The organism is Rathayibacter sp. AY1B5 (assembly GCF_002932795.1).
Classification (GTDB): domain Bacteria; phylum Actinomycetota; class Actinomycetes; order Actinomycetales; family Microbacteriaceae; genus Rathayibacter.
The window spans coordinates 38986-57896 of sequence record NZ_PSWM01000018.1; the positions used below are offsets into that span (position 1 = coordinate 38986).

Sequence of the window (18911 nt, forward strand, 5' to 3'; positions counted from 1 at the left end):
CCTCCTGAGGAAGTTGAGTCGGTTACGCTCAAGTTCAACGCAGGGGTGCCGTTCCTATTCCCGGACCAGGCTCACGTCCGCGAGATGCCACCTGTGGCGCTCCGGGACGGCGTGTCGCCCGTACAGGTGGCATCTCGCGGGGCGCGCGAGAAGGAGGCACGCGCCCTCGCGGGTGCGTGCCTCCTCTGCGCCGACGCGCATTTCCTCCGGGGTGGGAGCTCTAGGGGACGAGGTAGCCCGCCGCGCGGAACAGCTCGTACCACTCCGGCCGCGTGAGCGGCAGATCGGAGCCGAGGGCCGCATCGCGCACGCGCTGCTCGGTGGTCGTGCCGAGCACGACCTGCATGCCCGCCGGGTGGCGGGTGATCCAGGCGGTGGCCACCGCGATCGCCGGGACGTCGTACTTCGCGGCGAGCCGGTCGATCGCGGCGTTCAGCTCGGGGTACGCCGGGTTGTCGAGGAACACGCCCGTGAAGAACCCGGCCTGGAAGGGCGACCACGCCTGCACGGTGATGTCGTTCAGGCGGCAGTAGTCGAGGATGCCGGCGTCGCGCATGACGGACTGGTCCTCGCCGACCATGTTCGAGGCGACGCCCTGCGCGATCAGCGGCGCGTGGGTGATCGAGAGCTGCAGCTGGTTCGCCACGATCGGCTGGTTCAGCGACTTCTTCAGCAGCTCGATCTGGTACGGCGTCTGGTTGGAGACGCCGAAGTGCTTCACCTTGCCGGACGCGTGCAGCTCGTCGAACGCCCGCGCCACCTCGTCGGGCTCGACGAGCGCGTCGGGCCGGTGCAGGAGGAGGACGTCGATGTAGTCGGTCCGCAGCGCCTTCAGCGAGCCCTCGACCGAGGCGATCAGGTGCTCGTAGGAGAAGTCGAAGTACGGGCCGTCGCCGACGATGCCCGCCTTGGTCTGCAGCACGATCTGCTCGCGCTCGGAGGAGGTCAGCGCCATCGCCTCGGCGAAGCGCTCCTCGCACTGGTGCAGCATCTTGCCGTAGACGTCGGCGTGGTCGAAGAAGTCGATGCCGGAGTCGCGTGCGGCGCCGACGAGACCACGGATCGCCTCGTCGGTCATGTCGGGGATGCGCATGAGGCCGAGGACGACGTTCGGGGAGTCGAGACCGGAGGTGCCGAGGGGGACGTGCTTCAAGGGAGTGCTCCTTCGTTGGATACCTCGTCCACGGTAGGCGCCCCGCCTGGGCGCCGTCCAACAGGGGGTCGGGGTTGCATTCATCCGGCGGAGTGGTCACTGGTCCGCGTGCGCGATCGAGGACGGGACGACCTGGCGGTGCGCTGAGCGCCCGGATCCGTCTCTCATCCTCGGTTGCGTACCTTGTCGGCCCGAGCCCGCAGTGGAAGGCTTCCGGCATGACGATCGAGGTGCGCCCCGCGACCGTCTTCGACGAGGTCGCGACGATGGTCGGCCCGAAGAAGCCCGACTCGAACGTGTGCTGGTGCCTGAGCTACCGCCTCCTCTCGTCGAAGGAGAACCGCGAGCTGAAGGGGCCGGCGCGCGGGGACCGGGTGCGCGAGCTCGTGGCGGAGGATCCGCCTCCGGGCGTCGTCGCGTACGACGGCGACGAGGTGGTCGGCTGGGCGGCGGTGCACCCCCGGGCCGATACGAGCTTCGCGACGAACCGGCGCATCCCGCACGTGGACGGCCTCGACGTGTGGAGCGTGTGGTGCCTCCGCGTGCGGCCCGGCTTCCGCGGGCGCGGCATCTCGCATCCGCTGCTCCAGGGCGCCGTCGAGTTCGCCCGAGCCCGCGGGGCCCCGGCGATCGAGGGCTACCCGGTCGACAACGCCGGCGCGGAGGTCGACCCGACGATGGCGTACGTCGGCACGCGCTCGCTGTTCGAGCGCGCGGGCTTCGAGAAGGCCGCGGACACGACCTCGGTGCTGAACGGCTTCCCGCGCGTGCTGATGCGGCTCGCCCTCTGACAGCGCCCACGACAGCCGCTCCGGCCCAGCTCCTGCGTCCGGTTCAGCTTCGGTGAGACACTGCCGTGCCGCCCGAGGCGCCGCCGGCAGGACGGCGTCTCGCCGACGGGGCGGTGTCTCGCCGGGTGCGGCGTCTCGGCGCCCGACCGCCGCCCGGAGACGAGGAACGGCCCCTCACCCGCGAGGGGAGGGGCCGTTCGCCGTGGAGGCCGGGACGTGGTGTCGACGCCTAGAAGTCCCAGTCCTCGTCCTCGGTGTTCACGGCTTTGCCGATCACGTAGGAGGAGCCGGAGCCCGAGAAGAAGTCGTGGTTCTCGTCCGCGTTGGGCGAGAGGGCCGACAGGATCGCGGGGTTCACATCGGTGACCTGCTTGGGGAACATCGGCTCGTAGCCGAGGTTCATCAGCGCCTTGTTGGCGTTGTAGTGCAGGAACTTCTTGACGTCCTCGGTCAGGCCGAGCTGGTCGTAGAGGTCCTGCGTGTACTGCGCCTCGTTGTCGTAGAGCTCGTAGAGCAGCGAGAACGTGTAGTCCTTGATCTCGTCGCGCTTGGCCTGGTCGACCCGCTCGAGTCCCTTCTGGAACTTGTAGCCGATGTAGTAGCCGTGCACGGCCTCGTCGCGGATGATCAGGCGCACGAGGTCGGCCGTGTTGGTGAGCTTGGCGCGCGAGGACCAGTACATCGGCAGGTAGAAGCCCGAGTAGAAGAGGAACGACTCCAGCAGCGTGGAGGCGACCTTCCGCTTCAGCGGGTCGTCGCCGCGGTAGTAGTCCATCACGATGGACGCCTTCTTCTGCAGGTTCGGGTTCTCCATCGACCAGCGGAAGGCCTCGTCGATGTCCTGGGTGTTCGACAGGGTCGAGAACACCGAGGAGTACGACTTGGCGTGGACCGACTCCATGAACGCGATGTTCGTGTAGACGGCCTCCTCGTGAGGCGTGATCGCGTCCGGGATCAGCGACACGGCGCCGACGGTGCCCTGCACGGTGTCGAGCAGGGTGAGGCCGGTGAACACGCGCATCGTGAGCTGCTGCTCCTGGTGCGTGAGCGTGTTCCACGACTGGATGTCGTTCGACAGCGGGACCTTCTCGGGCAGCCAGAAGTTGCTCGTGAGGCGGTTCCATACCTCGACGTCCTTGTCGTCCTGGATCCGGTTCCAGTTGATCGCCTGGACGGAGTCGACGAGCTTGAGCTTCTCGGGGGGAGTCATGATTCCTTCTCGCTGCTGCGGATGGGTCGTGCGGAGGGGGGTGGGGCGGCGTGCTCTAGAGCATGCACGAGACGCACTGGTCGAGCTCGGTGCCCTCGAGCGCCAGCTGACGGATGCGGATGTAGTAGATCGTCTTGATGCCCTTGCGCCAGGCGTAGATCTGGGCGCGGTTCACGTCGCGGGTGGTCGCGGTGTCCTTGAAGAAGAGCGTGAGCGAGAGGCCCTGGTCGACGTGCTGCGTGGCCGCGGCGTAGGTGTCGATGATCTTCTCGTAGCCGATCTCGTACGCGTCCTGGTAGTACTCCAGGTTGTCGTTCGTCATGAACGGCGCCGGGTAGTAGACGCGGCCGAGCTTGCCCTCCTTGCGGATCTCGATCTTCGACGCGATCGGGTGGATCGAGGACGTCGAGTTGTTGATGTACGAGATCGAGCCGGTCGGCGGGACGGCCTGCAGGTTCTGGTTGTAGATGCCGTGCTCCATGACCGAGGCCTTGAGCGCGCGCCAGTCGTCCTGGGTGGGGACCGCGATGCCCGAGTCGGCGAAGAGGCGGGCGACGCGCTCGGTGGCCGGCGCCCACTCCTTCTCCGTGTAGGTGTCGAAGAACGCGCCCGAAGCGTACGTCGAGTCGGCGAAGCCCTCGAAGGTGGTGCCGCGCTCGATGGAGAGGTTGTTGGAGGCGCGCAGGGCGTGGAACAGCACCGAGTAGAAGTAGATGTTGGTGAAGTCGATGCCCTCCTCGGATCCGTAGTGGATCCGCTCGCGGGCGAGGTAGCCGTGCAGGTTCATCTGGCCGAGGCCGATGGCGTGCGACTTGTCGTTGCCGTCCTCGATCGAGCGGACCGAGGTGATGTGCGACTGGTCGGACACCGAGGTGAGGCCGCGGATCGCGGTCTCGATGGTGCGGCCGAAGTCGGGCGAGTCCATCGTCAGCGCGATGTTCAGCGAGCCGAGGTTGCAGGAGATGTCCTTGCCGATCTGCGCGTAGGAGAGGTCCTCGTTGTAGGTCGTCGGGGTGTTGACCTGGAGGATCTCGGAGCAGAGGTTGGACATGTTGATGCGGCCCTTGATCGGGTTCGCCTGGTTCACCGTGTCCTCGAACACGATGTAGGGGTAGCCCGACTCGAACTGGATCTCGGCGATGGTCTGGAAGAACTCGCGCGCCGAGATCTTGGTCTTCTTGATGCGCGGGTCGTCGACCATCTCGCGGTACTTCTCCGAGAGGGAGATGTCACCGAAGGGGATGCCGTAGACGCGCTCGACGTCGTAGGGCGAGAAGAGGTACATGTCCTCGTTGTTCTTCGCGAGCTCGAACGTGATGTCGGGCACGACGACGCCGAGGGAGAGCGTCTTGATGCGGATCTTCTCGTCGGCGTTCTCGCGCTTGGTGTCGAGGAAGCGGAGGATGTCGGGGTGGTGCGCCGAGAGGTACACCGCTCCCGCGCCCTGGCGCGCGCCGAGCTGGTTGGCGTAGCTGAAGCTGTCCTCGAGAAGCTTCATCACGGGGATGATGCCCGAGGACTGGTTCTCGATCTGCTTGATCGGGGCGCCGGCCTCGCGGATGTTCGAGAGCGAGAGGGCGACGCCGCCGCCGCGCTTGGAGAGCTGGAGCGCGGAGTTGATGCCGCGGGCGATCGACTCCATGTTGTCCTCGATGCGCAGCAGGAAGCAGGAGACGAGCTCGCCGCGCTGGGCCTTGCCGGTGTTGAGGAAGGTCGGGGTCGCGGGCTGGAAGCGGCCGGCGACGATCTCCTCGACGAGGGCGGTCGCGAGCGTCTCGTCGCCCTGGGCGAGGCCGAGGGCGGTCATCACGACGCGGTCCTCGAAGCGCTCGAGGTAGCGCTTCCCGTCGAACGTCTTGAGCGTGTACGAGGTGTAGTACTTGAACGCGCCGAGGAAGGTCGCGAAGCGGAACTTCTTCGAGTAGGCCAGGTCGTTGAGCTGCTGGATGAACTCGAACGAGTACTGGTCGAGCACGGCCTGCTCGTAGTACTCCTTCTCGACCAGGTAGTCGAGGCGCTCCTTGAGCGTGTGGAAGAACACCGTGTTCTGGTTGACGTGCTGCAGGAAGAACTCGCGAGCGGCCTCGCGGTCCTTGTCGAACTGGATCTCTCCGTTCGGGCCGTAGAGGTTCAGCATCGCGTTGAGCGAGTGGTAGTCCATCTGTGCGGCGTCGCGGGGAGCGTCGATCACTGCTGCGTCCAAAACGTGTCCAATCCTTCGTCGACGGCGCGGACGTCGTCGGGTGTTCCGAATACTTCGAATCGATAGAGGTGCGGCACCTCGCACTTGCGGGCGATGATGTCGCCGGCGAGGCAGTACGCCTCGCCGAAGTTCGTGTTGCCGGCGCCGATGACGCCGCGGATCAGGGAGCGGTTGCACGGATCGTTGAGGAACCGGATGACCTGCTTGGGGACCGCCCCTCCGCCGTTGCCCCCGCCGTAGGTGGGGAGGACGAGCACGTACGGCTCGTGGACGTGGAGCGTGTCGAGGGCGGCTCCGTCGCGGCGGGCGTGGAGCGGGATGCGCTGCGCCGGCCGTCCGAGCTTCTCGATGAACCGGTGCGTGTTCCCCGAGCTGCTGGAGAAGTACACGAGCCCGCTCATCCTCCGGCCCCTCTCCTCGTCAGCTGCTGTCTCGGTCCCGCCTCTGAGGTGCACGGGTGGTGAGCCGCAAGGCGGAGAAGGAAGCCGTAGCGGCGCTACGGCGCCCGCCGACAACGCCGCGGATCGCCGCTCGTGCGCCTCAGAGGGTCGCGATCTTGTCGGGGCGGAAGCCGGACCAGTGATCGTCGTCCGTGATGACGACCGGCGCCTGGAGGTAGCCGAGGGCCTTGACGGCCTCGAGGGCCTTCTCGTCCACGGAGAGGTCGAACACCTCGTAGTCGATGCCCTTGCTGTCGAGGGCGCGGTACGTCGCGGTGCACTGGACGCAGGAGGGCTTGGTGTAGACCGTCACAGCCATGGGTGTCGCCTTTCGGAGGGGGTGTCCCGGTGCCGCTCCCCGACCGGCGGCTCGCGATGCGGGCGGGGTCGGAGGATGGTCCGGGTGAGTTCTGGGTGCCGGTGGGGCTCTCGCTCCGACCTGCTCAGCAATACTACATATAGGGGGCGGGCCGGTGTCAGCCCACTAGACGTAGTAGTTACAGCCGTGTAGTTATCCACCGGTTCCTCCCCCGTTCATCCACAGGCCGGAGCCCGTGGAACCGCGGAAGGACGCGGATCCGGACGAACCGTCCACAGGTGTGGACAGAAGGATCCCGTTCACTGTGTACAACGCGCCACGGCGTGTCGGCATGCCCGACCGGTGGGGTCCGCGCGGCGGCCCGACCACACGATGTGGTGGTCGGATCGCATCACGGGGCATGCCCGGACGGTACGCCCGACCACCGACACCGCGAGTGGTCAGAGCAGCCGTGCGGCCCACTCCCGGGCGACGGCGCGCAGGTGCGGGAGCGGGTCCGCGAGGGCCGCGGACGAGGAGCCCGCCGCCTCGGTCAGCGACGCCGCCGCGGAGAAGCCGGAGGTCGGCGCCGCGATCGCCCCGGCGACGAGGAGCGTCCGCGCCCCGACCGCCTCGGCGAGTGCGAGGACGTGCACAGGGACCTTGCCCGAGGCGGACTGCGCGTCGAAGCGCCCCTCCCCCGTGATCACGACGTCCGCGCCCGCCAGGAGAGCCGGAAGCCCGATCGCCCGTCCGACGGCGCCGGCGCCGGAGGTCGGGCGCGCGCCCCAGGCGAGCAGCCCGAAGCCCGTCCCGCCCGCCGCCCCCGAGCCGGGCGCCTCGGGATCCGCCTCCAGATGCGCGGACAGACGGCGGAGGCCGCTCTCGAGGAGGAGGACGTCCTCCGGGCCGGCCCCCTTCTGCGGCCCGAAGACGCGGGCCGCCCCGGAGTCGCCGAGCAGCGGGGTCGTGACGTCGCTGAGCACGACCGCGCCTCCGGGCGGCGGAGGACGGAGCCCGCGGAGGTCGGCGGCGGCGAGCGCGGGCAGCGCACCGCCTCCGTCGCCGAGGTCGCGGCCGGAGGCGGTGGTGAAGCGGGCGCCGAGCTCGCGGAGCGCCCCGACTCCGCCGTCGGTCGAGGCGCTGCCGCCGATCGCCAGCAGCAGGGCGTGCGCCCCCGCGTCGAGGGCGGCGGAGATCGCACGGCCGAAGCCGCGGGTGTGCGCGGTGAGCGGGCGGAGCGGGTCGAGCAGCGTGATGCCGCTCGTGGAGGCGAGCTCGACGACGGCGGTCCCGTCGGGGAGCAGCAGCCACCAGGCGCGGACCGGCCGGTCGTCCGGGCCGGGCACGACGACCGGCAGCCGAAGCGACCCCGGGACCGCGAGCGCGAAGGCGTCGACCGTGCCCTCTCCCCCGTCGGCCATCGGTGCGAGGACGACCTCGTCCCCCGAGCGCGCAGCGCTCCAGCCCTCGGCGATCGCGCGCGCGACCTCGACCGCGCTCGCCGACCCCTTGAAGGAGTCGGGCGCGACGACGACCCTCAGCCTGCTCACGCGCTCAGTGTGGCACCGCGCCCGGCGCGGCCTCGAGCGGTCGCCCGTCCGCGACGGCGCGGAGAGGGCCGCAGCCGCACCGCGCCGCCGCTCAGAGCGGAGTCGCCAGCCGGTAGCCGCGCTTGATCACCGTCGCCACGAGCCGCGGTTCGGGGAGGGCCTGACGGAGGCGGCTGACGGCGACGTCGACCGCGTGGTCGTCCAGAGCCTCCGGCGCGGAGGCCGCGAGGACGTGACGCGCGACGGTCGCGCCCTCGGCGGCGACGAGAGTCCGGAACAGTGCGAGCGCGACCGGGGTCAGCGCCACCCGGATCCCGCCCAGGACGGCGTGCCGGCCGCGGAGCTCGAGAGTGCCGAAGGCCGTCTCGATGCGGGGCGACGCCTGCTCGAGGTGCTCGCAGGTCAGGCGGATGAGCGCGCCCATCCGGAACCGGTCCGGCACGACCGGGAGGATCCCTGCCTCGACCAGGGGTGCCGCGGTCACGGGGCCGACGGCGGCGGCGACCACCGTCTCGCGGAACGCCGCCTGGAGGTCGTCGAGGCGGCCCGCGGCCTCCGCGACCGTGAAGAGCGCCTCCACCGCCGGCGCGCTGGTGAAGGTGACGGCGTCGATGCCCCCTCCGCAGACCGCGTCGATCAGCCGCAGCACCCGGGCCGAGTCCTCGTGCACGCTCCAGCGGTAGGGCGCGGCCGTGAGCACCCGGGCGCCGGCGTCGCGGAGACGCTGCAGCTGAGCCGGATCGGTGAATCCGTGCAGCTGCACCGCGATCGTGCGGCCGGCGACGCCCTCGCGCAGGGCCAGGTCGACGAGGGAGGTGGTCGTCTCGCGCTCGCTCATCCCGTGGTCGTCGAGACCCGCCGCGCGGATCGCTCCGCGCGCCTTGGGTCCGCGGACGAGGATCCGCGCGGAGGACAGCGCGTCGGCCAGCTCGATACCCGCGGCGTCCGCGGCCTCGAGCCAGCGCCGGAGGCCGTAGGAGGTGGTGGCGAGGAGCACGTCGGGGCGGGCGGCGACGATGGCGCGGGTCTCCTCCTCGAGCGCGCCCTCAGTGTCGACGCCGCGCATGCGGATGGTGGGGGCGTGTGTGACGGCGGCACCGCGGCGCTCGAACGCGGCGATCAGGTCCTCGGAGCGGCGGTCGGAGGTGACCCCGATGCGGAAGCCGTCCAGCTGGTCGGGTCGGAACCCCACGGCGGCGTCGGGATCGGTGCCGGTCATGCTCGGCCCCCTCGGGGTCTCACGCGGTCAGTGCATCGACCGCTCGGGCGATGCTCTCGGGGTCCCCCGCATCATGGCACGCGGCCTGCCGGACCACCTCGCCGATGACGATCACGGCGGGCGAGCGCGGTGCCAGCTCGGCGAGCAGGCCGAGCACTGCGCCGACCGAGGAGACCGTCGTGCGCTGGTCGCGCGACCAGCCCCGCTCGACGATCGCGAGGGGCATGTCGGCGCGCATCCCCGCGCGCTGCAGCCCGGCGACGAGGTGCGGCAGCGTGTTCACTCCCATCAGCACCACGATCGTCCCGCCCAGCCCGGCCAGATGGCCGAGCTCCTCCTCGCTGAACGGCGCGTGGCCCGAGACCACGGTGAAGGCCCTGCTGACCTCGCGGTGGGTGACCGGGATTCCGGCGGCGGCGGGCACCGAGATCGCGCTGGTCACTCCGGGGACGACCGTGGAGCCGACGCCGGCGAGCCGGCACGCGCGCACCTCCTCCGACCCGCGTCCGAACACGAACGGATCGCCGCCCTTCAGGCGCACGACGTCCAGGCCCGCGAGGGCCCGCACGATCATCAGCCGCTCGATCTCGTGCTGCGGCACCGCGTGATGCCCGGGCGTCTTGCCGACGTCGATCAGCTCGGCGCCGGGCGCCCACTCGGCCAGGCCCTCGTGCGGACCGAGCCGGTCGTAGAGCACCACGTCCGCGTCGCGGAGGGCGCGGCGGGCGGCGAGGGTCATCAGATCCGGATCGCCGGGGCCGCCGCCGACGATGCTGACGTGCCCGACCGGCCGGGTCGGCGCGGGGGCCTCGTCGACGATCCAGGGGCAGAGGTCGGCCGCCGCCGCTCGGAGCGGTGCCGGCCCCTCCACCCACACGATCAGGGCCGGGGGCGCCTGGGTGAGCGCGTCCTCCGCCTCGTGCCGCTGGACGAGTGCGCCGGCGGCACGGTAGCGGGCGACCACGCGGCGGGTCCCGGAGGCGGTGCCGATCACGAGCACGCGGCGTCCGGCGAGGTCGAGGGAGAGCTGCATCACGAGTCCGATCCGATCCCGGCCGGACCGACGGGGATCCTCGGCCCCGCGACCAGCACGGGTCCGTCCGGTCTCTCGTCCCGGCCTGCGGGCCGGACCTGCCCGCGCTCGCGCACGGTCGCGACGCGCGGATCCGCGGTGTCCGGGGCGTTCACGAAGGAGCGGAACCGGCGGAGCCGGTCCGGATCGGCGAGCGTCGCCGCCCACTCGTCGACGTAGGTGTCGACGTGCGTGGCCATGGCGGCCTCCAGCTCGGCGGCGATGCCGAGCGAGTCCTCGCAGACCACCTCGCGAACGTGCTCGAGTCCGCCGGGGAGCTCCTCCTGCCAGCGGGCGGTCCGCTGGAGCCGCTCGGCCGTGCGCACGTAGTACATGACGTAGCGGTCGATGTAGCGCACCAGGGTCTCGTCGTCGAGATCCTGTGCCAGCAGCTGGGCGTGCGCCGGCTGGTAGCCGCCGTTGCCGCCGACGTAGAGGTTCCAGCCGAGGTCGCTCGCGATGACGCCGATGTCCTTCCCCCGCGCCTCGGCGCACTCGCGGGCGCAGCCGCTGACCCCGAGCTTGAACTTGTGCGGCGAGCGAAGACCCCGGTACCGCTCCTCGAGGAAGACCGCCATCCCGACCGCGTCCTGGACTCCGAAGCGGCACCAGGTCGATCCGACGCACGACTTGACCGTGCGCAGCGACTTGCCGTACGCCTGACCCGACTCGAAGCCCGCGTCGACGAGGAGGCGCCAGATCTCGGGCAGCTGCTCGAGGCGGGCGCCGAACATGTCGATCCGCTGCCCGCCGGTGATCTTCGTGTAGAGGCCGTACTGCTCGGCGACCTCGGCGATCACCTTGAGCTTCGCCGGCGTGATCTCGCCCCCGGGGATCCGCGGGACGACGGAGTAGGTGCCGTCCTTCTGCATGTTGGCCAGGGCGCGGTCGTTGGTGTCCTGCAGCGGCGCCTGGCCGCCGTCGAGGATGTAGGCGTTCGTCTGGGTGGCGAGGACGGAGGCGATCACCGGCTTGCAGACGTCGCAGCCCAGCCCGGAGCCGAAGCGCTCCATCACCTGCTCGGCCGAGTGCAGCCCGAGGATGCGGACCGACTCGAACAGCTCGCTGCGGCTGAGCGCCACGTGCTCGCAGAGGGCGCGGGAGACCTCGACGCCCGCACGGATCAGCTCCGTGTCGAGCAGCTTCTTCACCAGGGGCACGCACGATCCGCACTGGGTGCCCGCGCGGGTGCAGGCCTTGAGCGGCCCGAGCTCGGTGCACCCCTCGCCGATCGCGTGGCGGACCTCGCCGACCGAGACGTTGTTGCACGAGCAGACCTGGGCGTCGTCCGGAAGATCGCCCGAGGGCGCCTCCGCCCCCGCCGCCGCGAGGTAGGCGCCGGGCTCGGCCGGCAGCTCGCGCCCCAGCAGCGGGCGGAGGGAGGAGTAGGGGCCCGCGTCGCCGACGAACATCCCGCCGAGCAGCGTGCGCGCATCGTCCGAGACGACGACCTTCTGGTAGAGACCGCGGGCCGGATCGGCGTAGACGACCTCGAGCGCTCCCTCCGTGGTGCCGAGGGCGTCGCCGAAGCTGGCGACCTCCACGCCCGAGAGCTTGAGCTTGGTGGCGTCGTCGACGCCCGGGAAGGTCGCGTCGCCGCCGAGGATCCGGTCGGCGACCACCTCCGCCATCGCGTTGGCGGGTGCGACGAGCCCGACGGTGCGGCCGTCGATCGCGGCGACCTCGCCGATGGCCCAGACTCCCGCCCTGCTGGTGCGGCACGCCTCGTCGACGACCACGCCTCCGCGCGGTGCGACCTCGATCCCGACCGCTCGGGCGAGCTCGTCGCGCGCCGTGATCCCGATGGAGAAGACCACGAGATCGGCGCTGATGCTGCTGCCGTCGGTCAGCGCGACGCCGAGCACCGTCCCGGTCGGCGAGGTGAGGATCGCGGTGGGCCGGTTGCGGAGGTGCAGCGCGATCCCCTGCGCCGAGATGATGCGGCCGAGGGCCTGCCCGGCGCCCTCGTCGAGCTGCGCGCTCATCAGCCAGCGGCCGGAGTGGACGAGGGAGGTGCGCGCACCGAGCCGGTGCGCGCCTCCCGCCGCCTCGAGGCCGAGCAGACCGCCGCCGACCACGGCCACGATCGCGGGGCGGCCGCGCCGGGCGCGGAACGCGGCGAGCTCGGCGACGAGCCCGTCCACGTCCTCGAGCGTGCGGTAGACGCGGCCGTGCTCAGCGCCCTCGATCGGCGGGACCGTGGCGGAGGAGCCGGTCGCGAGGACGATCTCGTCGCCCTCGAGGGAGCGGCCGTCCGCGAGCTCGACGCGCAGGCGGTCGGGATCGATCGCGACGACGCGGGAGGAGGTGATCAGCCGCGCCGACTCCCACAGAGCGCCGTCGCCCAGAGTCAGGTCGTGCTCGCCGTCGAGGCGCTTCGAGAGTGCGACGCGGTCGTAGGGACGGTGCACCTCCTCGCCGAGGACGGTGATCTCCAGCGCCTCGTCGCCGGCCCGGGTGACGAGCGCGTCGACCAGGCGGTGCGCGGCGGGTCCCGCTCCGACGACGAGCACGCGTCGGGGCCGGGCGGCGGTGTTCGCTCCAGGAGTCATGACGTCCACCGTAGGGACGGTCCGTTTCCCCGTCGTTGCCCCGGTGTAACAGCGTGTGACGCGCGCCTCTCGGCGAGCGCCGCCGGCCGTGAGGGCTTCGTTACGCCCGTGACACCGGAGGCGTGCTCGCACGAAACGCGCGATCCCTACCGTTGCCTCATCGCGACCGACCGGACGCGGTGGCCCACGTGCAGGAAGAAGGCGCAGCGATGACCCTCCTCGATCGGCTCGCCCCCACGACCGCCACCACCTGGGTGCCGGTCTGCGCCGTCGGCGACCTCGAGCCGCTCTGGGGCGAGGCCGCCCTGGTCGGCGGTGTGCAGCTCGCCCTGTTCCTCCTGCCCGACGGGCGGGTGCGGGCCGTCTCGAACCTCGACCCCGCGACCGGCGCGGCCGTGCTCTCGCGCGGCATCGTCGGCTCGCGTCTGGTCGACGGCGTGCAGCGGCCCACGATCGCCTCGCCCCTGCACAAGGACGTCTTCGACCTCGAGACCGGCGCCTGCTTCACACGAGCGGAGCTGCACCTCGCCACCTGGCAGGTGCGCCAGAGGGAGGGGAGGATCGAGGTCGCCCAGCGGACCGCTCTGGTCGCCGCGTCCCACGGAACCTCCGATGACGACGGGAGGCGTGCCGTCGCCGCACTGGTCGATGCGGTCCGCCGGGCCAACCCGGCGCTGGACGTGCTCGACTCCTTCGTCGACGTGCAGCAGCCCGACGTCCCCGCGACCCTGGGCGCTCTCGAGCCGGGCCGGCCGGTGGTGGTCGTGCCGCTGCTGCTCTCGGCCGGCTACCACGTGCACGTCGACCTCGCCGAGGCCGCGGCGGAGGCGGAGCGGCCGGTGCGGGTGTCGGGCGCGCTCGGACCCGATCCCCGCCTGGCGCGCGTGCTCGCCCGCCGGCTCCACGAGGCGGGGCTCGACGACGGCGACCGCGTCGTGCTCGCCGCCGCCGGCTCGAGCGACGCCGGCGCCGTCGCGGACTGCTGGACCACCGGCCGCCTCCTCGCCGCCGAGCTCGGCCGCGAGGTGAGCACCTCGTTCATCTCGGCCGCTGAGCCGCGGGTCGCGGAGACGGTCGCCGCCGAGCGCACCGCCCACCCCGGCGCGCGCGTCGTGGTAGCCACCTACCTGCTCGCGCCCGGCTACTTCGCCGGCCTGGCCGCCTCCGCGGGGGCCGACCTCGCCTCCGCCCCCCTCCTCACCGCCGTCGATCCGCCCGCCCGCGAGCTGGTCGACATCGTCTCGGAGCTGTTCGGGCGCAACGCCTGACGCCTCCTCCCCGCACCACCACCGCTCCACCTCCCCGTCCCGAGCGCGCCCTCGCGCGCGCCACCCACCCTCCGGAGGACCACGATGACTGCTGCACCCCCGACCACCGCCCCCACGACCGCCGCCGCTTCCACCGGCATCATCCGACGGCCTGGCCGCTGGATCGACGGCTGGAACCCCGACGACCCCGCCCAGTGGGAGGCGGAGGGACGCTCCGTCGCCGCCCGCAACCTGAGGTGGTCGATCTTCGCCGAGTTCCTCGGCTTCGTCGTCTGGCAGCTCTGGTCGGTCGTGGTCGTCTCGCTGCCGGCGGCCGGATTCGCCTTCGACACCGGGCAGATCTTCTGGCTCATCTCGATGCCGAGCCTCGTCGGCGCCACCCTGCGGATCCCGTACACGTTCATGGTCCCCCGCTTCGGCGGCCGCAACTGGACGATCGTGTCGGCGGGCCTCCTGCTGATCCCCAGCGTCGGACTCGGCATCGCGGTCTCGAATCCGGAGACCCCGTTCGGCGTCATGCTCCTGGTGGCCGCGCTCGCCGGCTTCGGTGGCGGCAACTTCGCCAGTTCGATGGCGAACATCACCTTCTTCTACCCGCATGCGCAGAAGGGCTGGGCTCTGGGGCTCAACGCCGCGGGCGGCAACCTGGGCGCCTCCGTCGCGCAGCTCGTCGTGCCGATCGCGATCACCGTCGGCGCCGCGGCCACGCTGAACCTGCCGATCGCCGGCTTCCTCTGGGTCCCCCTGATCGTCGTGGCGATGATCGGCGCCGCCAAGCGCATGGACAACCTCTCGACCGCGAAGTCCGACGTCGCCGCCTCCCTCGCCGCGCTCCGCGAGCCGCACCTCTGGCTGCTGGCCGTGCTCTACATCGGCACCTTCGGGTCCTTCATCGGATTCGCCGGCGTGTTCCCGAAGCTCATCGCCGACACCTTCCCCGAGTTCTCCGGCTTCGCCGTCGGCTCGGCGACGGTCGGCCTCGCGTTCCTCGGCTCCCTGGTGGGCTCGCTGTCCCGCCCCTCCGGCGGCCGTCTGGCCGACCGCTTCGGCGGAGCGCCTGTCACGGTCCTCGCCTTCGTCGCCATGGGCGCCGGGATCCTCGGCGTGATCGCGACGCTGCCGCTCGGCAGCTTCTGGCTCTTCCTCGCCTGCTTCCTCGTGCTCTTCTCGGCGGCCGGCATCGGCAACGGCGCGACCTACCGCATGATCCCCACGGTGTTCGCCCTCCGCGCCCGCCAGCGCGGTGACGACGGCATCGGCGCCCAGCGCACGTCCGCCGCGGCGCTCGGCCTGATCTCGGCGATCGGCGCCTACGGCGGCTTCGTGATCCCCCAGCTGCTCGGCTTCTCCAAGACCGAGTTCGGCGACTACACGACGGCGCTGGGCTGGTTCGTCGGCGCCTACGCGGTGATGCTCGCGATCACCGCCGGCGTCTACCTCCGCCTCGCCGCGAAGACGGGGACCCGGATCTGACGATGAGCGCCCCCGCCCCGATCGATTCCCACTGCCCCTACTGCGCCCTGCAGTGCGCGATGACGCTGACACCCGCGACGGGCCCCGTACCCGTTGCGGTCGAGGGGAGGGAGTTCCCGACGAACCGGGGCGGGCTCTGCGCGAAGGGCTGGACCTCCGCCGAGCTGCTGGCGAGCGGACAGCGCCTGGTCTCCCCGCTGCTGCGCGGTGCCGACGGCGTCCTCGCGGAGGCGTCGTGGGAGGAGGCGCTCGACGCGGTCGCCGGAGCGGTGCGCGGCGTCCGGGCGCGGCACGGCGCCGACGCGGTGGCCGTCTTCGGCGGCGGGGGCCTCACCAATGAGAAGGCCTACCAGCTCGGGAAGTTCGCTCGGATCGCTCTCGGCACCTCCCGGATCGACTACAACGGCCGCTTCTGCATGTCCTCAGCCGCGGCGGCCGGCAACCGCGCCTTCGGCGTCGATCGCGGACTGCCGTTCCCGGTGTCCGACCTCGACGACGCCGACACGATCCTGCTCCTGGGCTCGAACGTCGCGGCGACGATGCCGCCGCTGCTCGCCCACTTCGCCGGTGCCCGCTCGCGGGGCGGCCTGGTGGTCGTCGACCCGCGCCGCTCGGCCACCGCCCGGCTGACAGAGGACGGCGCCGGCACGCATCTGCAGCCCGCCCCCGGGACGGATCTGCCGCTCCTGCTCGGGCTGACCCACCTGGTCTTCGCCGAGGGCCTCGCCGACACCGCCTACCTCGCCGCGCGCACGACCGGCGCCGAGGCGGTGCGCCGCAGCGTCTCGGCGTGGTGGCCGGAGCGCACCTCCGCGGTCACGGGCGTGCCGACCTCGCTCCTCCGCTCCCTCGCGCGCCGGCTCGCCGAGGGGCGGTCGTTCGTGCTGACCGGCCGCGGGGTCGAGCAGCACATCGACGGCACCGACACCGCGACCGCCGCGATCAACCTCGCTCTCGTGCTCGGCCTGGTGGGCCGCGAGGGGTCGGGGTACGGCACGCTCACCGGTCAGGGCAACGGCCAGGGCGGACGCGAGCACGGCCAGAAGGCCGATCAGCTCCCGGGGTACCGCTCCATCCGCGATCCGGAGGCGCGGCGCCACGTCGCCGCCGTCTGGGACGTGACGCCCGAATCGATCCCGGGCCCGGGGCTGCCCGCCACCGCCCTGCTCGCCGAACTCGGACGCTCCGTGCACTGCCTGCTGGTGCACGGCTCCAACGTGGTCGTCTCGGCCCCGGACGCCGACGCCGTCCGCGCCGGGCTCGAGGCCCTGGACACGCTGGTCGTCTGCGACTTCTTCCTCTCCGAGACCGCCGCGCTGGCCGATGTGGTGCTCCCGGTGCCGCAGTGGGCGGAGGAGGAGGGCACGATGACCTCGCTCGAGGGCCGGGTGCTCCGCCGCCGCCGGGCGATCGACCCGCCGGCAGGAGTGCGCAGCGAGCTCTGGATCATGAGCGAGCTGGCGCGCCGTCTCGACGCCCCCTCGCGCTGGTCGACGGTCCCCTCGGAGGTGTTCGACGAGCTGGCCCGCGCGTCCGCGGGAGGCGTGGCCGACTACTCCGGCCTCTCGCACGCCCTGCTCGACACCGGGATCGCCGCCCACTGGCCTTACCCCGCGGGCGGCACGGGGACGCCGCGCCTCTTCGCGGAGCGCTTCGGGCACCCCGACGGCCGGGCGCGCCTGGTCGCCGTCATCCCCGCCGTCCCCGTCGTCGTGGACCGCGGCGAGGAGCTGACCCTGGTGACCGGCCGCTACCTCCAGCAGTACCAGTCGGGCACCCAGACCCGGCGGGTCGCGGAGCTCGATGCGGCCCGCCCCGAGGCGCGGCTCGAGATCCACCCGGCGACCGCCTCCCGGCTCGGCGTCCGCGACGGAGCACCTGTGGCGATCGGGAACGAGCGCGGCGTGGTCCGCGCCCGCGCGAGCGTCACCGCGGACATCCGGCACGACACGGTGTTCCTGCCCTTCCACTACGCGGGTGAGCAGTGCGCGAACCTCCTCACCGAGGCCGTCGTGGACCCGGTGTCGTCGATGCCCGAGTTCAAGCGCACGCGGGTCTGGGTCCGCGCGGAAGGGACGGCACATGCCTGAGACACCTCCCGAGCGGATCGTCCTGATCGGCTACGGACCCGTCGGCTCGCGCTTCGTCGAGGAGCTGCTGCCGGCCGTGCGGACCGGTCTGGTCGCTCTAACGGTCGTCGGCGCCGAGAGCGACGACCCCTACAACCGCGTCCTGCTCGCGGAGTACGCCGTCGGCCGGGCGACGCGCGAGCGCCTCGACCTCGGCGACCGGACGGCGGCGGAGGCGGCGGGCGTCGTCCTGCGCCTGGGAGCGGCCGTCGTGGGGATCGATCGCGCGCGGAACGTCGTGCGGCTGCACGACGGTGAGCGGCTGCCTTACGATCGCCTCGTCCTGGCGACCGGTGCCCGCGCGAACGTGCCGACCCTCGCCGGGATGGAACGGGCCCGACGCGAACGGACGGTGCGCGCCGCCGATCCGGGCTCGCTCGACACGGGCTCCCGGCCCCTCCCGGAGCAGGTGGTGGCGCTGCGCGACCTGGCCGACGCCCGGGTGGTCCGCGAGGCCGTGCGCTCCGGCGCTCGCCTCGTCGTGCTCGGGGCGGGAGTGCTCGGGATCGAGTTCGCCCTCGCCGCCGCGGAGCAGGGCGCGGAGGTGGTGGTCGTCTTCCACGGGGACATCCCGATGGCCCGCAATCTCGACACGGGCGGGGGCCGGATGCTCGCCGCGGCCGCCCGCGCGGCCGGCGTCGAGATGGTGGCGCACGCCCGGTCCGAGAGCGTCCTGCTCGCGCACGACGACCGCGGCCGTGCGCACTTCCAGGCGCTCGTCTGCGCTGACGGCAAGCAGATCGAGGGGGATCTGCTGGTGCTCTCGTGCGGTGTCGGTGCGCGGGTCGAGCTGGCTGCGGGCGCGGAGCTCGCCGTCTCGACGGGGATCCTGGTCGATGAGCAGCTGCGCAGCTGGAGCGACCCGGACGTCTTCGCGATCGGAGACTGCGCGCACGTCGCCCCCCGCGGCTCGGCCCTGCCCGACGGCCGCGTGCCCGGCGGACCGAGCGGACTGATCGGTCCGGGATGGGAGCAGGCGGATCGGCTCGCGGCACGGATCCGGGCGGAGGCGGAGGGCCGCTGCGCCGAGGAGCGCGTCTCCGACGCCCGACCGGCGGTCGTGATGCTGAAGGCCGAGGGCGTCGACCTCGTGGCAGGAGGCGACGTGGCCCCGGAGCCGTGGGACCCGCACCGCCCTGGCGAGGAGCACCTCGAGGTGACCCTGTGGGCTGACCCCGCCCGCGGCGGCTACGCCAAGCTCGTGACCGCAGGAGGAGTGCTGCGCGGGTTCGTCTCGGTGGGTCTGCCCCGGGTCGGCGCCGAGCTCAGCCTCCTCTTCGAGCGGGGCTCGGAGCTGCCGGCGGACCGGACGAGCCTGCTGCGTCTGGACGCCCCCGATGCGGGTGCCGCCGCGACCGGCGATCCGTTCGCCCCCGATGCCACGGTCTGCTGGTGCAACGGTGTGACGGCGGCGGTGATCACGGATGCGGCTGCCGCGGGGCACGGGACGGTCGCCTGCGTCGGGCGGGCGACCCGCGCCGGCACGGGCTGCGGCGGCTGCACCGGGCGCATCGCCGAGCTGCTCGCGCGGACGGCGGTCCCCGCCTGAT

The 18911-nt window shown here is 72.1% G+C and carries 14 protein-coding genes; 5 read left to right on the forward strand and 9 right to left on the reverse strand.

Annotation, left to right across the window (positions count from 1 at the left end; genetic code table 11):
- Window positions 1-220 precede the first annotated feature (220 nt).
- Entirely contained in the window at window positions 221-1153 is a 933-nt protein-coding gene (locus C5D44_RS11925; protein WP_258065063.1) for an aldo/keto reductase family oxidoreductase, read from the reverse strand.
- A gap of 218 nt (window positions 1154-1371) precedes the next feature.
- Between C5D44_RS11925 and C5D44_RS11930 the strand changes: the two genes are divergently transcribed.
- The gene (locus tag C5D44_RS11930; protein WP_104281761.1) at window positions 1372-1944 is read left to right on the forward strand and encodes a GNAT family N-acetyltransferase; all 573 of its coding nucleotides are present in this window, start codon (window positions 1372-1374) and stop codon (window positions 1942-1944) included.
- A 229-nt stretch (window positions 1945-2173) separates the two neighbouring features.
- Here C5D44_RS11930 and nrdF read toward each other — a convergent pair whose 3' ends face one another.
- From nrdF to nirB, 8 genes are all read right to left on the reverse strand, one after another.
- Window positions 2174-3154 (reverse strand): class 1b ribonucleoside-diphosphate reductase subunit beta, encoded by a 981-nt coding sequence (nrdF, locus tag C5D44_RS11935; RefSeq protein WP_104224358.1) that lies wholly within the window; start codon window positions 3152-3154, stop codon window positions 2174-2176.
- 55 nt (window positions 3155-3209) lie between these two features.
- Window positions 3210-5315: a class 1b ribonucleoside-diphosphate reductase subunit alpha gene (gene nrdE / locus C5D44_RS11940; protein ID WP_104281774.1), complete on the reverse strand. Its 2106-nt coding sequence runs from the start codon at window positions 5313-5315 to the stop codon at window positions 3210-3212.
- Between the two features lie 26 nt (window positions 5316-5341).
- Entirely contained in the window at window positions 5342-5758 is a 417-nt protein-coding gene (gene nrdI, locus C5D44_RS11945) for a class Ib ribonucleoside-diphosphate reductase assembly flavoprotein NrdI (RefSeq protein ID WP_104224357.1), read from the reverse strand.
- Window positions 5759-5897: 139 nt separating this feature from the next.
- Window positions 5898-6116 carry a glutaredoxin-like protein NrdH gene (nrdH, locus tag C5D44_RS11950; protein ID WP_068255139.1) on the reverse strand — a complete coding sequence of 73 codons (219 nt, stop codon included), beginning with the start codon at window positions 6114-6116 and terminating at the stop codon, window positions 5898-5900.
- 440 nt (window positions 6117-6556) lie between these two features.
- Window positions 6557-7639, reverse strand: coding sequence for a glycerate kinase (locus C5D44_RS11955; RefSeq protein ID WP_104276752.1), 1083 nt, complete (start codon window positions 7637-7639; stop codon window positions 6557-6559).
- Window positions 7640-7739: 100 nt separating this feature from the next.
- Window positions 7740-8867: a uroporphyrinogen-III synthase gene (locus tag C5D44_RS11960; RefSeq protein ID WP_104276725.1), complete on the reverse strand. Its 1128-nt coding sequence runs from the start codon at window positions 8865-8867 to the stop codon at window positions 7740-7742.
- A 19-nt stretch (window positions 8868-8886) separates the two neighbouring features.
- A complete protein-coding gene (gene cobA / locus C5D44_RS11965) occupies window positions 8887-9900 on the reverse strand; it encodes a uroporphyrinogen-III C-methyltransferase (RefSeq protein ID WP_104276753.1) in 1014 nt (337 codons plus the stop codon).
- The gene (gene nirB, locus C5D44_RS11970; protein WP_104281775.1) at window positions 9900-12491 is read right to left on the reverse strand and encodes a nitrite reductase large subunit NirB; all 2592 of its coding nucleotides are present in this window, start codon (window positions 12489-12491) and stop codon (window positions 9900-9902) included. The genes cobA and nirB overlap by 1 nt, the downstream gene beginning before the upstream one ends.
- A gap of 209 nt (window positions 12492-12700) precedes the next feature.
- Here nirB and nirD point away from each other — a divergent pair, with 209 nt between their 5' ends.
- From nirD to C5D44_RS11990, 4 genes are all read left to right on the forward strand, one after another.
- Window positions 12701-13759, forward strand: coding sequence for a nitrite reductase small subunit NirD (nirD, locus tag C5D44_RS18655; protein WP_104281762.1), 1059 nt, complete (start codon window positions 12701-12703; stop codon window positions 13757-13759).
- 84 nt (window positions 13760-13843) lie between these two features.
- Complete coding sequence (locus tag C5D44_RS11980; RefSeq protein ID WP_104281763.1) at window positions 13844-15232, forward strand: MFS transporter; 1389 nt, start codon at window positions 13844-13846, stop codon at window positions 15230-15232.
- A 2-nt stretch (window positions 15233-15234) separates the two neighbouring features.
- A complete protein-coding gene (locus C5D44_RS11985; RefSeq protein WP_104281764.1) occupies window positions 15235-17322 on the forward strand; it encodes a molybdopterin oxidoreductase family protein in 2088 nt (695 codons plus the stop codon).
- Window positions 17315-18910 carry an NAD(P)/FAD-dependent oxidoreductase gene (locus C5D44_RS11990; protein WP_104281765.1) on the forward strand — a complete coding sequence of 532 codons (1596 nt, stop codon included), beginning with the start codon at window positions 17315-17317 and terminating at the stop codon, window positions 18908-18910. Before C5D44_RS11985 ends, C5D44_RS11990 begins: the two co-directional genes overlap by 8 nt.
- Window position 18911: the final 1 nt, after the last annotated feature.

Coding starts and splice junctions, on each gene's coding strand:
- C5D44_RS11930 (WP_104281761.1), top strand. CDS start 1,372: ATGACGATCGAGGTGCGCCCCGCGACCGTCTTCGACGAGGTCGCGACG.
- nrdF (WP_104224358.1), bottom strand. CDS start 3,154: ATGACTCCCCCCGAGAAGCTCAAGCTCGTCGACTCCGTCCAGGCGATC.
- nrdE (WP_104281774.1), bottom strand. CDS start 5,315: ATGGACTACCACTCGCTCAACGCGATGCTGAACCTCTACGGCCCGAAC.
- nrdI (WP_104224357.1), bottom strand. CDS start 5,758: ATGAGCGGGCTCGTGTACTTCTCCAGCAGCTCGGGGAACACGCACCGG.
- nrdH (WP_068255139.1), bottom strand. CDS start 6,116: ATGGCTGTGACGGTCTACACCAAGCCCTCCTGCGTCCAGTGCACCGCG.
- C5D44_RS11960 (WP_104276725.1), bottom strand. CDS start 8,867: ATGACCGGCACCGATCCCGACGCCGCCGTGGGGTTCCGACCCGACCAG.
- cobA (WP_104276753.1), bottom strand. CDS start 9,900: ATGCAGCTCTCCCTCGACCTCGCCGGACGCCGCGTGCTCGTGATCGGC.
- nirB (WP_104281775.1), bottom strand. CDS start 12,491: ATGACTCCTGGAGCGAACACCGCCGCCCGGCCCCGACGCGTGCTCGTC.
- nirD (WP_104281762.1), top strand. CDS start 12,701: ATGACCCTCCTCGATCGGCTCGCCCCCACGACCGCCACCACCTGGGTG.
- C5D44_RS11980 (WP_104281763.1), top strand. CDS start 13,844: ATGACTGCTGCACCCCCGACCACCGCCCCCACGACCGCCGCCGCTTCC.
- C5D44_RS11985 (WP_104281764.1), top strand. CDS start 15,235: ATGAGCGCCCCCGCCCCGATCGATTCCCACTGCCCCTACTGCGCCCTG.
- C5D44_RS11990 (WP_104281765.1), top strand. CDS start 17,315: ATGCCTGAGACACCTCCCGAGCGGATCGTCCTGATCGGCTACGGACCC.